This window comes from Hyphomicrobium sp. (assembly GCF_041674905.1).
Lineage (GTDB): Bacteria > Pseudomonadota > Alphaproteobacteria > Rhizobiales > Hyphomicrobiaceae > Hyphomicrobium_B.
Genome location: NZ_JBAYUV010000012.1, coordinates 39626 through 54577, shown reverse-complemented (window position 1 = coordinate 54577; position 14952 = coordinate 39626). Strand labels below are relative to the sequence as shown.

At 61.7% G+C, this 14952-nt stretch carries 17 protein-coding genes; all 17 read right to left on the bottom strand.

Features of this window, described 5'->3' with window-relative positions:
- Positions 1-642 (bottom strand): ribosome maturation factor RimP, encoded by a 642-nt coding sequence (gene rimP / locus WC026_RS07250; protein ID WP_372710196.1) that lies wholly within the window; start codon positions 640-642, stop codon positions 1-3.
- Between the two features lie 127 nt (positions 643-769).
- On the bottom strand, positions 770-1438 hold the full coding sequence (gene trmB / locus WC026_RS07245; RefSeq protein ID WP_372710162.1) for a tRNA (guanosine(46)-N7)-methyltransferase TrmB: 669 nt from the start codon (positions 1436-1438) through the stop codon (positions 770-772).
- Positions 1439-1577: 139 nt separating this feature from the next.
- Positions 1578-2795, bottom strand: a complete 1218-nt coding sequence (gene metK, locus WC026_RS07240; RefSeq protein WP_372710161.1) for a methionine adenosyltransferase — start codon at positions 2793-2795, stop codon at positions 1578-1580.
- A gap of 203 nt (positions 2796-2998) precedes the next feature.
- On the bottom strand, positions 2999-3463 hold the full coding sequence (locus tag WC026_RS07235; protein ID WP_372710160.1) for a helix-turn-helix domain-containing protein: 465 nt from the start codon (positions 3461-3463) through the stop codon (positions 2999-3001).
- A gap of 110 nt (positions 3464-3573) precedes the next feature.
- Positions 3574-5217: an apolipoprotein N-acyltransferase gene (gene lnt / locus WC026_RS07230; RefSeq protein WP_372710159.1), complete on the bottom strand. Its 1644-nt coding sequence runs from the start codon at positions 5215-5217 to the stop codon at positions 3574-3576.
- Positions 5217-6242: a hemolysin family protein gene (locus WC026_RS07225; protein WP_372710158.1), complete on the bottom strand. Its 1026-nt coding sequence runs from the start codon at positions 6240-6242 to the stop codon at positions 5217-5219. Before WC026_RS07225 ends, lnt begins: the two co-directional genes overlap by 1 nt.
- A gap of 21 nt (positions 6243-6263) precedes the next feature.
- A complete protein-coding gene (ybeY, locus tag WC026_RS07220) occupies positions 6264-6779 on the bottom strand; it encodes an rRNA maturation RNase YbeY (protein WP_372710157.1) in 516 nt (171 codons plus the stop codon).
- Positions 6779-7780: a PhoH family protein gene (locus tag WC026_RS07215; protein WP_372710156.1), complete on the bottom strand. Its 1002-nt coding sequence runs from the start codon at positions 7778-7780 to the stop codon at positions 6779-6781. The genes ybeY and WC026_RS07215 overlap by 1 nt, the downstream gene beginning before the upstream one ends.
- Before the next feature lie 125 nt (positions 7781-7905).
- Entirely contained in the window at positions 7906-9255 is a 1350-nt protein-coding gene (gene miaB, locus WC026_RS07210; protein ID WP_372710155.1) for a tRNA (N6-isopentenyl adenosine(37)-C2)-methylthiotransferase MiaB, read from the bottom strand.
- Positions 9256-9327: 72 nt separating this feature from the next.
- A complete protein-coding gene (locus WC026_RS07205; protein ID WP_372710154.1) occupies positions 9328-10206 on the bottom strand; it encodes a lysophospholipid acyltransferase family protein in 879 nt (292 codons plus the stop codon).
- A gap of 5 nt (positions 10207-10211) precedes the next feature.
- Positions 10212-10670 (bottom strand): Fur family transcriptional regulator, encoded by a 459-nt coding sequence (locus WC026_RS07200; RefSeq protein WP_372710153.1) that lies wholly within the window; start codon positions 10668-10670, stop codon positions 10212-10214.
- A gap of 116 nt (positions 10671-10786) precedes the next feature.
- Positions 10787-11275: a ribosomal protein S18-alanine N-acetyltransferase gene (gene rimI, locus WC026_RS07195; RefSeq protein WP_372710152.1), complete on the bottom strand. Its 489-nt coding sequence runs from the start codon at positions 11273-11275 to the stop codon at positions 10787-10789.
- Positions 11272-11970 carry a tRNA (adenosine(37)-N6)-threonylcarbamoyltransferase complex dimerization subunit type 1 TsaB gene (gene tsaB, locus WC026_RS07190; protein ID WP_372710151.1) on the bottom strand — a complete coding sequence of 233 codons (699 nt, stop codon included), beginning with the start codon at positions 11968-11970 and terminating at the stop codon, positions 11272-11274. The genes rimI and tsaB overlap by 4 nt, the downstream gene beginning before the upstream one ends.
- A gap of 11 nt (positions 11971-11981) precedes the next feature.
- Positions 11982-12572, bottom strand: a complete 591-nt coding sequence (locus WC026_RS07185) for a malonic semialdehyde reductase (protein ID WP_372710150.1) — start codon at positions 12570-12572, stop codon at positions 11982-11984.
- A gap of 73 nt (positions 12573-12645) precedes the next feature.
- A complete protein-coding gene (locus tag WC026_RS07180; protein WP_372710149.1) occupies positions 12646-13200 on the bottom strand; it encodes a NifU family protein in 555 nt (184 codons plus the stop codon).
- A 132-nt stretch (positions 13201-13332) separates the two neighbouring features.
- A complete protein-coding gene (locus WC026_RS07175) occupies positions 13333-13833 on the bottom strand; it encodes a universal stress protein (RefSeq protein ID WP_372710148.1) in 501 nt (166 codons plus the stop codon).
- Between the two features lie 64 nt (positions 13834-13897).
- Positions 13898-14935 (bottom strand): tryptophan--tRNA ligase, encoded by a 1038-nt coding sequence (gene trpS / locus WC026_RS07170; protein ID WP_372710147.1) that lies wholly within the window; start codon positions 14933-14935, stop codon positions 13898-13900.
- Positions 14936-14952: the final 17 nt, after the last annotated feature.

Genomic DNA, 14952 nt, shown 5'->3' with positions numbered 1-14952 from the left:
TCAATCCTCCAGATCGTCTTCGTCGAGTTCGGCGCCGTCACCGGGCCGGTCAGAGTGGCGTTTCTTGGCGCGAGCAAGCGCATCGCGGATGAGTTCATCCGTCAGCACCAGCCGCGCATCCGAAATCAAATGTACGGGCAGGCCCAGATGTTGAATGCCGTGCTCACCCGTATCGGCTTCGATGCGAACTTCGCCATCCTCGAAGCCTTCGAGCATGCCTTTGAATTTTCTGCGCCCGCCGACGGGCTCGGTCAATTCGATCTTTGCTTCATGTCCGGACCAGTCCTCGAAATCGCTCGGACGCACGAGCGGCCGGTCGATACCGGGAGACGAAACCTCGAGGCGGTACGCCCCCGAAACCGGGTTCGCGACATCGAGCACAGGCGAAACCTGCTTCGAAATCGTCTCGCAGTCATCGATGGTGATCGAGCCATCGGGACGCTCAGCCATCAGCTGTACGATTTTATCAGCGGTCGCGCCGCCGCCCTGCACTTTCACGCGCACCAGCCGGAAGCCCAGATCTTCAAGCACCGGCTCCACAATCGCGGCGATCTCGGCGGCAACGCCGGTCTCGCGCAGAAAACGGCGCGTATCGGGGCCGCCTTCTTCAAGCGGTACGTTGCTGACGATCTCGTCCTGCAATGGAGGTCCTGAGCTTAATGTCCGTTCGACGCGGGCCCGGAGGTCCACTCTCAATTTGATCATCGAGTTATTGGAATGACCGCTAGATAGGCGAAATCGAGCCGATGCGCAAGGCTCTCGAATATCGTCAGGCCCTCAAAAAGCGAAAATAATATCGCCGCCGTCCCGCCTCGGCGGCCTTGGATTCATATTTGGTTTCGACCCAGTCGGTAGGCTGCAGACGCCAATCATCGGGGCCTTCGGCCCGCCAGATGAAACGCGGCTCCAGCCGGAAAGCCTCAAGCATCGTCCGGGCATAATCGCCGATATCCGTCGCAATCCGAAGCTCGGCGCCGGGCTTCAACGCCTGCGCCAGCAGATCGAGCAACGAAGAATTAACCAGCCGCCGCTTGCGGTGCTTGCGCTTCGGCCATGGGTCCGGAAACAGCGCGAAAGCGCGATCGAGCGAACCCGGCGCGAGTTGACGCAGTATGTCGCGCACGTCGCCCATGTGAACGCGGATATTCTTGAGCCCTTCGCCCTCGACGGCCGTCAACACTTTGATGACGCCGTCCTCGTAAGGCTCGCAGCCGATGAGAAGGGCTTGCGGATTACGACGCGCTTGCTCCAGCAAATGCTCGCCGCCGCCGAAACCGATCTCAAGCCATGTCGCGGCAGCCTCGGGCAACGATTGAGGATCGACCGCGACGCGCGGAAGGACGTCGCGCAAAAGCGCCTCCTGCCGCGCACTCGGCTTGCGCCCCCGCCGCCGTCCATACGACCGAAGCTCGTGGTCGTGATCGTCGTCTTCAATCATCGATCGGCTGCTCGAAACGTCCATAACCTGACGACCGGTTTTGACTCGGCCATGTCAGAACGTGGTTAGACTTCAATGGCTGCAAACAAAAGCGGCCGCTTTCGCAGCCGCTTTGAAATTTTTCCGCTGGGCCTGCGGCTCAGCCAACAGCCTTGGCGATCGCCGGGGCGAGGTCCGTGCGCTCCCACGAGAAGCCGCCGTCCTTCTCGGCCGGACGACCGAAATGGCCATAGGCCGACGTCCGCGCATAGATCGGCTTGTTGAGATCGAGATGCGCGCGAATCCCCCGCGGCGTCAGATCCATGACGTTTCCGAGCGCCGCTTCGATCGCAGCTTCATCGACTTTGCCGGTGCCGTGCGTATCGACATAGATCGACAGCGGCTTCGCAACGCCGATGGCATAAGCGAGCTGAATCGTGCAGCGATCCGCGACGCCCGCCGCGACGACGTTCTTCGCGAGATAGCGCGCCGCATACGCGGCCGAGCGATCGACCTTGGTCGGGTCCTTGCCAGAGAACGCACCGCCACCGTGCGGAGCCGCGCCGCCGTACGTATCGACGATGATCTTGCGGCCGGTAAGACCGGTATCGCCATCTGGACCGCCGATGAAAAACTTACCCGTCGGATTGATGTGCCAGATCGTGTCCTTGCCGATCCAGCCCTGGGGGAGCGCCTTGTGAACGTAAGGCTCGACGATCTCGCGAACCTGCCGCGAGGTGAGGTCCTCATCGATATGCTGATGCGACACGACGATTTGCGTCACGCCGACTGGCTTCCCGTCTTCATAACGGACAGTCACCTGGCTCTTCGAATCCGGACCGAGCTTGGCGGCATCGCCGACCTTACCCTTCCGCGCCGTCGCGAGATCGAAAAGAATTTTATGCGCATAGTAGATCGGCGCCGGCATCAGTTCCGGCGTCTCGTTGCAGGCGTATCCGAACATGATGCCCTGATCGCCCGCGCCTTCTTCCTGGTTGGTCGGCTGCTTGGCGTCCACGCCCTGCGCGATGTCGGAGGATTGCGAATGCAGCAAAACCTCGATGTTGCAGTTCGCCCAGTGGAAGCCGTCCTGCTCGTAACCGATATCCTTGATGGCGTCGCGCGTGATCGCCTGGATCGCTGCAACAGTGACGTCCTTGGGGCCGCGCGATTCACCGGCGATGATGACCCGATTGGTCGTCGTCATCGTTTCGCACGCGGCGCGGATGCTCCACGGATCGAGACCTTCTTTCTGGCCTTCGCGATAGAACGCATCGACGACTTCATCCGAGATACGGTCGCAGACTTTGTCCGGGTGGCCCTCGGAAACGGATTCGCTTGTGAAGAGGAAAGACTTTCGCGCCACTTTGGCCCCCATGTTGAAGGAAGTTGCTTCCGGTGTGCCCAACGGAAGGCAAGGCGGATGTAGCAGGTGCCAACCTTCGGAAAAGCGCCGGTTTGTCGCAGTCCTAGCTTTTGCGGTCAAGTTTACAGCGAGCAAGCCGTCCGCCTTGGACCGCCACGCGAAAGATATTCGCGAAATTCGCAAGCCGCGCCGCGATAGCGGAAACGCCGCTTCGCTCAGCTCTCTTCGCCCGCCAGTGAGCGGACGAGATCGACGATCGACCGCCGAACCTTGGGATCGGAAATGCGGGCAAAAGCTTTGTTCAGCTCCAACCCTTCGCGTGTTCCGAGAAAATCGACGACGTAGCTTTCGCCGGGCTGCTCGGCGAAGCCTGCGATCGCGTTGCCCGTCGTTTGAACGCCCGACGGCGCCTCGTCATAGAAAAACTGCACTGGCACGCCAAGGACCTTCCCAAGGTCGAAAAGACGGCTGGCGCCGATCCGGTTCACGCCCTTTTCGTATTTCTGAACCTGCTGGAATGTAAGGCCCAGGTGCTCGCCGAGCTTTTCCTGGCTCATGCCGAGCAGCATGCGGCGCAACCGGACACGCGTACCGACGTGAACGTCCATGGGGTTCGCACGGCGCGAACCGCGTACAACTTCCTCGCCTGAATCTTGTGCGATCAAAATGTCGTCCGCCATCGCTCTACAGCCAACAGTAAAACCTGAGTAGCTTGCACACTTCCTAGGTGTACGAGTGACTAAGGTCAATCGTCGAGCGAGGCCGTGACAAGTTGCCTTCAAATCCTTGATTAACGGCGAAATTTCGCGGAAACAACCGCCAGTATCGAAAATACCGCAAGAACCAGCGCTAGCATCCAATCGCCCGCCCTCGCATAGACGGGCGGCGGCAACGCCTGAGGCAGCCTGCTATCGATGACGCCCCGAATGTCGAGACCGAGCGTTTGGCGCGCCCGGCCATAGGGATCGACCACGGCCGAGATCCCGTTGTTGGCGGCGCGGATCAGCGGCACGCCTTCTTCCACCGCGCGGATACGGGTTTGGTGGAAGTGCTGGTAAGGCCCCGTCGACTGGCCGAACCATCCGTCATTCGTGACGTTGAGCAAAACACCCGGTCGCCCCTCGCCCTGCACAACGTCTCCCCCAAACAGAGCTTCGTAGCAAACGAGCCCTAGCGCGCGCGGCAACCCAGGAATGCTCATCAGCGGTCGCGGAGTAACGCCCTCGGCGAAAGCGCCTCGCCCGTGCGTCAGCTTTTGAATGCCAAGGTGAGACAACGCCGATTCCAAAGGCACGTATTCGCCGAACGGCACGAGCTTAATCTTGTCGTACACCGCATCGACCTTGGCCTGCTCGTTGAACACGAGAATGCTGTTCAGTACGCGCGTCGTCGGAAGCAGCCGCCGGTCCGGTCCGAGCGGCGGATCGTGCCGAATCGCGCCCGTGATCAGCGTCGTGCCCTGGGGCAGCATCGCGGCGAGGACATCGAGCGCTTCCGGCGTTTCGAGCGGAAAGAACGGCATCGCAGCTTCCGGCCAGACGAGATGCGTGATCCCAGCGAGCGAATCTTTCTCGCCCTTGGGATTACCGAGCGACAGCGCGATATGATCGTCGAAAATACGCCGCTGGTATTCGGCCATCCATTTCTCGCGCTGCGGCACGCTCGGCTGAACGATGCGCAGCTTGACGTCGGGAACGAAGTCTTCCGGCGCGGCGAGCCTCCAGGCTCCGTAAAGGCAAAGCATCGCGATCGGGACGACGGCGACGGCGATCGCTCGCGTAATGTCCGCCCAGCGCAGCCGCTCGTCCCGGTCCGCCATCATCACCAACGGCGCCGGAAAGACGAAAGCCGCGATGGCGGTCAGCCCATAGACCCCGAACAGCGCCGCGCTCTGCATCAGCGGCAGCGGGTACGTCAGCGAATAGCCAACGACGTTCCAGGGAAACCCCGTCAGGACATGGCCGCGTAGCCATTCGGCGACGCCAAGCGCAATCGCGAACACGAAAACCCGTGCAATGCCCTGCTGCCAGAACCGTCGCGCCAGCGCAGCCGCAGCTGCCCAGAACAGCGCCAGACCGGCCGGCAGCAGCGTCACCGCGAACGGCAGCAACCACGCGAATTTGTCCGCTTCGACGAGAAACGCCTCGCCGACCCAAAACAGATTGAAGAAGAAATAGCCGAATCCGAACAGCCATCCGGCGCTTGCCGCGCGCCGCCATCCGGGGCTTGCGTCGATCAGCCAGACGAAAATGGGAAACGTCAGGAAAAGCACTGGAAAGGCAAAAATCGGCGCGAATGCCAATGCGGAAAGCCCGCCCGCCGCGATCGCCACGGCCGCCCGCTTCCAGCCGGCAAGCCCCATCACGCGCGCACGTAGAGCCGCCACGGGCGCTCCCGGCGACGCCGCACGCGTTGTCTGGCTCTCAGCCTGCATCAGGCCTTCGGCGATTCGGCTAATGTCTTGGTGCTTTGCGGCAACGCCCGCGCGGGATGAATTTTGACCTTCTTCACGCGACGCGGATCGGCATCGAGAATTTCGAACTCGATGCCTGACGGATGATGGATCAGCTCGCCACGCGCCGGAACCCGGCCGAGCATGGAGAAGATCAAGCCGCCAAGCGTATCGACGTCGCTCTCCTCGTCTTCCGGCGTAAGCTTCAGCTTGAGATGCTTCTCAAGCTCTTCGATTTCCGTGCGTCCCGCCGCAACGACGCCGAGCTTCGGATCGGAAACGATATTGACTTCCTCATCGTCGTCGTGCTCGTCCTCGATGTTGCCGACGACCTGCTCGACGAGATCCTCGATCGTGACCAGCCCGTCCGTGCCGCCGTATTCGTCGACGACGAGCGCCATGTGAATGCGCGTCGACTGCATGCGGATCAGCAGGTCGACGGCGGGCATGGACGGCGGCACATAAAGGATCTGGCGGCGGATTTTGACCGTCGTGATCGGGCGGCTGAGATCGATGTTCTGCAATACGATTTTGCTCGGAACGGCCGTTTCCTCCGCGCCCTCCGTCTTTGCCGAGCGCAGCGGACGGCCCGACGTTTCCGTCATGAACCACCGGAACAGATCCTTAATGTGGATCATACCGCGCGGATCATCGAGCGTTTCGCGGAACAACGGAATTCGCGAGACGCCCGCTTCCTCGAACGTCTCCAGAAGCTCCGCGATCGACTCGTTCTCGTCGAGCGCCGTGATCTCGGCCCTCGGCACCATAAGCTCGACGACGCGGCTGGACCCGAAACGCAACAGGCGTTCCAGCATCTTGCGCTCGGTATCGGTGAAGCTGGTCGATGCATCGGTTCTGAGCGCCCCCTCGAGAGCGTCGCGGACGCTCTGGGGAACAGCGAAACCGAGCTTCGCGCGGAGAATATTCAGCCAGGTGGAGACGCTGGACTGGCGGCCTCCCTCGGCGAGGATGTCGGATGTAGACTTGTCGTGTGTACGGTCGGTCATAGCCATGAATTCGGGGGATGCTCAGTCACTTGTACCGGTTTCCAGGGCGCCCGTGTAGGGATTTGCGACGCCAAGCCTTGAAAGAACAGAAATTTCAATGGCTTCCATGCGTTCGCCATCGTCGGCTGAGATGTGATCGTAGCCGAAAAGATGCAGGATGCCGTGGACGATGAGATGTTGCAGGTGATGGGAAAGCGGCACGTCTTGCTCGTCGGCTTCGCGGCGAAGCGTCTCGGCCGCCAGGATGACGTCGCCGACAAAACCCTCCGGCGAACCCTCACCCGCGGGGAAGGAAAGCACATTGGTAGGCTTCGGCTTGCCGCGAAATTGCCCGTTCAGGGCTTCGACGCTGGCATCTGACGACAGCGCCACGGCCACCATGCCTGAGCCGGCGTTGCCGCCAAGTTCCTGCGCGACCGCTGCGGCGGCTTTCGCGATGAGGTCCGACGCGTCCGGCAACGACGACCAATCGCCGTCATCTTCGACGACATCGACCTCAAGAACGTGAGGTATCGCCGGTTGTGGAGGTTCCGACATCAGCCGGTCTTCGGCTTTTCGTAGGCGTCGACGATCTTCGCAACGAGATCACGACGCACGATATCCTGGGCCGCGAACCGCACGATCGAAATATCATCGACGTTCGCCAGCAGATCGACAGCCTCGACGAGCCCCGATTTCGTCCCGAACGGAAGGTCGATCTGCGACGGGTCGCCGGTCACCACCATCTTCGAGCCTTCGCCGATACGGGTCAGGAACATCTTCATCTGCATGCTGGTCGTGTTCTGCGCTTCGTCGAGGATCACGAACGCATTGGAAAGTGTGCGGCCGCGCATGAACGCCAGCGGCGCGATTTCGACGACGCCCGTCTCGATGTCGCGCTCGACCTTTTCCGGCGGCAGAACGTCATAAAGCGCGTCGTAAAGCGGCCTGAGGTAGGGATCGACCTTGTCGCGCATGTCGCCCGGCAGGAAACCCAGCCGCTCACCGGCTTCGACGGCCGGTCGCGACAGGATGATGCGTTCGACGAGACCGCGTTCGAGACAATGCGCGGCAAACGCGACGGCGATGTACGTCTTGCCCGTGCCGGCCGGACCGAGACCGAAAACAAGGTCCTTCTTGTCGATCGCCCGGATGTAGGTGCTTTGCGTCGGCGTCCGCGCCTTGACGACTTTGCGCCGCGTCGCAACCTGCGCCTGCCCGTCGCTCGCAGTGTCTTCAGACCGGGAATGGCGGATCAAGCCGTCGATGTCGCCGGCTCCGACCGTCTCGCCCTTGCCGATGCGCGCATAGAGCTTTTCCAGAACGCCGCGGGCAATGTCACAGGAATTTGCGGCGCCCGTCAGGATCACGACATTTCCGTGCGCATGCGCGTTGATGCCCAGGCGGTCTTCGATGAGTGCGAGATGGCTGTCGTATTCGCCGAGCAACTGCGTCAGCAGGCGGTTGTCTTCAAAGGGTACGACGACGCGAGCGGTGTCTTGTTCCGGCTTGTTGGGCCGTCTCGACGCTGGCGCGGACGCCCCGCGAAATGCTGCCAATCCCGACACTCCTTTTGACGATCAATCGAATCGACCAAGCCTGCCGACGTTACCACGCGCCGACGGCGACCGGCACAGGCTCCTGTGGTTAACCCACCACGTCGGAGCCCCGCATTATAGTCACATTATGCCGCCGAAATGACACCCGAAAGGCTCGACCGGCGTGTTTCATTGACCGCGACATTGGCCGTTTTCCCGACAAGGTCGCCCTCTCCGGCGGCATGAACAAGCTGGAGATAGGGCGTCCGCCCGACAAATTCACCAGCCTCCCGCCCCTTACGCTCGAACAGAACCGGCACGACTCCGCCGAGGCTCTGGGCGTTGAACGAAACCTGCTGCGCATCGAGCACCGCCTGCAAACGCAGCAGCCGTTCCGACTTGACCGTTTCATCGACCTGATCATCGTGCCCGGCGGCGGGCGTTCCGGGCCGTGCGCTGTATTTGAACGAGAACGCCTGGGCGAAGCCGACCGCCTCGATCAGCGCGATCGTGTCCCGGGCGTCCTGGTCCGTCTCACCCGGGAACCCGACGATGAAATCGCTCGACAGCGCGATGTCGGGACGCGCCTTGCGAACGCGCGCGATCAGATCGACATATTCGGCCGCCGTGTGTTTGCGGTTCATCTTCGCGAGAATGCGATCGGAGCCCGACTGCACCGGAAGATGCAGGAACGGCATCAGCTGCGGCACCTCCGCGTGCGCGGCAATCAGATCGTCGCTCATGTCGCGCGGATGGCTGGTCATGTAGCGAATGCGCGCGACGCCCTCGATAGCCGCCAGCGTTCCAATCAGATCCGCGAGGCTCGCCGTCCGTCCGCCAGCCCCTTCGCCGTGATAGGCGTTGACGTTCTGACCGAGGAGCACAAGCTCTTTTGCGCCTGCGCGGGCGAGTTCGCGCGCTTCCGCCTCGATTTTCGCGACGGATCGCGAATACTCCGAACCGCGCGTATAGGGCACCACGCAGAACGTGCAGAACTTATCGCAGCCTTCCTGAATAGTCAGAAACGCCGACGGCGACGAAACGCGTCGCGGCGCTTTCATGCGCGCGAACTTCTCGTCTCCCGGAAATTCCGTCTCGACGATATGCTTGCGATCGACCGTTGTGCGCGTGATGAGTTCGGGCAACCGGTGATAGCTCTGCGGCCCGATCACGAGATCGACGGCCGGCTGCCGCGCCGTGATCTCCGCCCCCTCGGCCTGCGCCACGCAACCCGCCACCGCGATCACGGTGTTCTTGCCGTCCTTGGCGCGCGCAGTTTTCACGTCGCGAATACGGCCGAGTTCGGAATAGACCTTCTCCGCCGCCTTTTCGCGAATATGGCAGGTATTGAGAATGACGAGATCGGCGCCGTCGACGTCGGACGTTTCGCGATACCCGTCGCGCACCAGCGCTTCCGCCATGCGTTCGCTGTCATAGACGTTCATCTGACAGCCGAAGGTCTTCAGAAAGTAGGTTTTGCGTTCAGGACGGTTCACGTCGTCAGATCAGCCGGAAAAAGGTTGCAACAAAAACATTTTGAAGAACGCGCATAGCACAAAAGCGGCCGCTCATGTCCATTTGTCGCTTTTTCGCACCGGCACCGTCAGCTTGGCGCGCCGGGCCTCATCCGATGGCTCGACCGGCGTCAAATCGCCGTCCTCCCTGCCACGCAGAATAGACAGAACGTCGCGACGCACGGCGCGTTCGCTTTTCAGCGCCAGATCCTTGCGATCCTTGAATTCAGAAAGCGGCACCGGCGGCCCGACCTTGATGGTGACCGTAATGGCCCCCGACTTCAAAACCCCCCACGCGTGCGACGTCATTTCCATGTCGCCGTACCAGCCGAGACGCGGCCGGTCGGCGCGCGTAACCGGAATCCCGTGAATGTGCGTGTAGACGACCGCCGCGGTCTGCACGACGACCTGATCCGCGGCTGGCATTCCCTGGCCCGCGACGGCGCCGAACAGCGAGGTCTTGAACGGCAGCACGCGATTGCCGTCGCTCGACGTTCCTTCCGCGAACAGCACGATCGTGTCGCCCTGCTGCAGCCGCGTCGTGATCGCGTTCGCCGCATCGCCCGCCGCCAGCCGCTTCGTCCGGTCGACAAAGACCGAGCGCTGCAACCGCGCCAGCGCGGAGACGAACGGCCATCCTCCGACCTCGAGTTTCGCAACAAACGAGACGGGCGCCAGCGCCGAAAGCACGGGAATGTCGAGCCACGAGGTGTGATTACAGACGAGCAGAACCGGCGCGCCCTTCGCGACGCTTCCCTCGATGTTCAGTTTAACGCCGAGAAGCCGGCACACCTGCCGGTGATACCAGTGCGGAAAGCGCCGTGCCGCCCTGTCGGACACCCTGAGCAGAAGCGCCTGCACCGGCATCAACGGCACCGTCAGCCCAAAAAATGCGGTGAGCACGGCAGAGGCGCGAAGCGATCCCGTTGCCATCGGCGTCACTCGGCCTTGCGGCCTGCCGCTTTCTTTTTCGCCAACGGCACGCCGTAAAGCTCGAGGCGATGTCCGACGAGCTCGAACCCAAGCTCCCGCGCCACGCGCTCCTGCAAAGCCTCGATATCGGCGTTCGAGAATTCGATCACCTGCCCGGTCTCGACATTGAGCAGATGGTCATGGTGGTTGCCCATCGTCGCTTCGTAGCGGCCGCGTCCGTGTCCGAAATCGTGCCGCTCAAGGATGCCCTTCGCCGAGAAAAGTTTCAGCGTCCGGTAGACGGTCGAAAGCGAAATACGCGGATCGACCGCGTGTGCGCGCCGATGCACTTCCTCGACGTCGGGATGATCGGTCGCCGACGAAAGCACCTGCGCGATGACACGGCGCTGTCCCGTCATGCGCAGGCCGTACTCGGCGCAGCGGGATTCAATGGGCGTAAGGCTTTTCGCGCGTCTCGCGGACATGGCATCCGGCATCGAATTGAGGCGGCTCTCAGTCTGAACCTGAATCGCTGGGACTGGATCGCGTTATAGGCAGCAGCGGGGTGCCGCGTCTATATGGGGCGTTCCGTCCACTTTCGCTAAAGCGTCCAGGCCAGCGTCAGCGCATCGACGGGCTCGGCGCCCACGCGCTGATAATATCGCTTGCGCCGCCCGACCTCGACGAATCCGAGCTTATGATAGAGCGCCCGTGCGGCTTCGTTGTCCTCGGCAACATCGAGAAAAATCCGCTTTGCATCGCCCCGGCGCGCCGCACGCGCCAGACCTTCAAGCAATCCGGCCGCGACGCCCGCGCGCTGCCAGTTTGGCGAAACGCCAATCGAAAGGATTTCCGCTTCGTCGGCCGCGAGTTGGCCGATGACGAACCCGATGACGGCTTTCGGCGAGCCGGCAACGGCAATCAGCGACGTCGCAGCCGGATGTTCCAGCAGCCCCTTGATCGCGGCCGCATCCCACGGCGGATCGAAAAGTTTGACATGCAGCGCCGCGATCTCTTCGGCGCGTTCCGGTGCGGCCCAAAGCATGCTGGCGTGTTTGACGTTGCGGAACGGCGTGACGTTGGAGCTCATGCTCCGGCTCCGACGAACGGACTTGGCGCCGGCGGTTTCGCGTCGGGCGGGCGTAGGTAAAGCGGGCTGACCGTCGCGGACGTCGGCAATTCGGCGGCCATGAACAGCACGTCGAACGCGTCGGGCAAAAGCCCCGGAAGGATCGCGGTCGCTTCGACGCCCAATCCGCGCACCGCCTCGGCCAGCGCTTCCGCCCCCGACCCTGCGATGACGATGGGCGATGACCCGAGCATCCGCGCGGCATCTGCAATTACCGCGCATCGCGGGCCGCCGACGCTTTGCAACGAATGCCGGTCAAAAACCTCGAAATAGACTTCGTCGCGCCGGGCATCGGTCGCGATCGCGACATGACGCGTCTGCGCCGCTGGGATGAAAGAACTCATCGCCATCAAGCGCAGGCTGGAAATCGCAACGATCTCGGCTCCGGTCGCAAGCGCAAACGCGCGTGCCGCTGAAACGCAAATGCGGGTGCCGGTGAACGTCCCGGGTCCATACGTCACCGCGATGCGGTCGAGCGCGTTGAACTCCAGGTTCGCCTCGGCCATGACGGCCTGCACCATCGGAAGAAAATGTTCCGCATGCCCCTTTTGCATCGGCTCGAATGCAAAAGAAATGGCTGGGGTAAGGGTCCTGAGCCCTCTCCCGGCAGCCACCGAGCACGCGTCAAAACATGTGTCGAGCGAAAGAATATTCATCCTTAGGCAGACTATAGGATCCTGGCGATTTCGTCGAAATTAAATCTTGGAGAGCGTGGATAAACGCCGGCCGGATCGCCGTAACCAAGATTACAAAGAAAATTCGACCTTATATCCGTTCCAGAGAAAAACTCGGCATCCACACCCGCAGTGTTGAAACCCGACATCGGGCCGCAATCGAGGCCCAGCGCACGCGCCGCCAGAATAAAATAGCCGCCTTGCAACGTGCCGTTGCGAAAGGCCGTCGTATCCGCGTGCTCTTTCTTTCCGGCAAACCAGCTTTTGGCGTCCGCGGGCGGATAAAGCCGCGGCAGATACTCATAGAACTTGAGGTCGTAGGCGATAATGGCCGTCGCAGGCGCCGCCATCGTTTTCGCGACGTTGCCTTCGCTGAGATGCGGCTTCAAGCGCTCTTTCGCGTCTTTCGATTTGACGAAAACAATTCGAACCGGCGAGCAATTGGCGCTCGTCGGCCCCCATTTCATATGATCGACAATTCGCGCCAGGAGTTCGTCCGGCACTTCGCGCGGTTGCCATTTATTGTTCGTACGCGCCTTGTCGAACAATTGATCGAGCACCGCGCTGTCGAGGGGTTGTGCCATTCGATCCTCGTTATTTCCAATGCAGATATAAAGAACCCCGCCGAAGCGGGGCACTGATGAATCTTTTTCGGCTCTAAACCGATTGCACCGAAGCGACCTCGGGACAGAAGTGCTTGAGCAGATTCTCGATCCCGTTGCGAAGCGTCGCCGTCGAACTCGGACATCCCGAGCACGCGCCACGCATATGCAGGTAGACGACGCCGTCGCGGAATCCCGAGAAGGTGATGTCGCCGCCATCTTGCGCCACGGCCGGACGCACGCGCGTCTCGAGCAGCTCCTTGATGGTCGCGACGGTCGCCTCGTCTTCCGGATCGTAATTCTCCGCCGCCTCATCGTTGGAGTCTTCCTCGTCGCTCATCGGAGCGCCGGACATGTAGTGTTCCATGATGGCGCCGAGCACCATTGGCTTCAGGTGCTGCCAATCGACGTTGCCTTTGGTCACCGAAATGAAGTCGGAGCCGAGGAACACGCCGTCCACGCCATCGATCGCGAACAGCCGGGTCGCGAGCGGCGAGGCTGCTGCATCCGTCCGGGTGCGAAAATCGGCAGTCCCTCCGGCAAGCACGTCCCTGCCCGGAATGAACTTCAAGGTCGCCGGATTAGGCGTAGCTTCGGTCTGAATGAACATGGCATCTCGCTTGGGTTCGGCTCACGACTGCAGGATAGCAGCATCCGGCACATCGTCCGTTAGAATTCCTCTAATATAGGAAGGCCGAAAGCGCTGTCGAGCGCGGCTGTTTGGCCTTGCCTCGGGACGATTTTAAGCCAACGCCTTGATCTCGGCGAGGGAAAGTTGCCCCGGCACGACCGTAACCGGCACAGGAAACCCGCCCGCGGCCCGCCCTGCCGCCAGAGAAGCGACAAGTGGTCCCGGCCCTTTGGCATCAAGGGACGCCGCGAGAACCAGAACCGCGATGTCCTCGTCCTCGGCAATAGCGTTGACCACCTCTTCCGCGAGGCGCCCCTCGCGAATCACATCCTCGATTTCGACACCGTCGAACCCCGCGAGCGACAGCTTTCTGCGAAAAAGACGAAACAGCGCCTTGGCCTTCGTCGTCTCTTCTTCGAGTTGCACCTGCCGCATTCCGGACCAGTGCAGCAGCTCTCCCGGCTCGATCACGTACAGCATGACGATAGACCCGAACGAGCGCTGCATGCGGCTCGCCGCATAATAAAGCGCGCTCTCAACTTCCTGGCTCTCGTCAACGACGATCAGGAACTTGCGACGATGGCCTTCTTCGAAAGAGCGGCGTGGTTTCATCCTCAGATGCTGCCACTCCTTCCGCTTCGCCGCAACGTCGCGCTCAGCGCACCTCCGCCGGGCGTCAGCTACGGATGAAGCCGACGATATCCTTGACCTTGGCCATCACCGGCTCGGTCACGGCACGCGCCCGCGCCGAGCCGTCGGCCAGAATGCGGTCGATCTCGGCGGGATCGCCCATCAGCGTCTGAGCCTCCGCCCCGATACGGCCGACTTTCTCCGTCGCGACTTCGGCGAGAGCCTTTTTGAAGGACGAGAATTGCTGGCCGCCGTAATCTTTCAGAACGTCGGCCACCGGCTGGCCACTGAGCGCCGCATAGATGCCGACCAGATTTTCCGCCTCGGGGCGTCCTTCGAAACCTTTTTCATCGCTCGGCAGCGGTTCCGGATCGGTCTTCGCCTTCTGGATCTTTTTCGCGATCGTATCCGCGTCGTCGGTCATGTTGATCCGCGACAGGTCCGACGGATCGGACTTCGACATCTTCTTCGTGCCGTCGCGCAGGCTCATGACCCGCGTCGCCGGTCCCGTGATGACAGGCTCGGGCAGTGGAAAGAAAATGCCGTCCTCGAAGCCCGCCGCAACGATCTCCTTGTTGAAGTCGTTGTTGAACTTCTGCGCGATGTCGCGAGCCAGCTCGAGATGCTGCTTCTGGTCTTCGCCAACCGGCACATGCGTCGCGCGATACGCCAGAATATCCGCCGCCATCAGGTTCGGATAGGCGTAAAGCCCGACGGAAGCCTGTTCCTTATCCTTGCCCGCCTTCTCCTTGAACTGCGTCATGCGATTGAGCCAGCCGAGCCGCGCCACGCAATTGAAGATCCAGGCAAGCTCCGCGTGCGCACTGACCTGCGATTGATTGAACAGAATGCTCTTCTTCGGATCGAGTCCGGCGGCGATATACGTTGCCGTCACCTGCCGGATCGCGTGCCGCAACTCGGCCGGGTCCTGCCAAACCGTGATCGCATGCAGATCGACGACGCAGTAGATGCAGCTGTGCGTCTTCTGCATCTCGATCCAGTTGACCATCGCGCCGAGATAGTTGCCGAGGTGCAGGCTTCCGGTCGGTTGCATACCGGAAAAAACGAGCGGCGCGATTTTCATGGGAATTACCGTGTTGT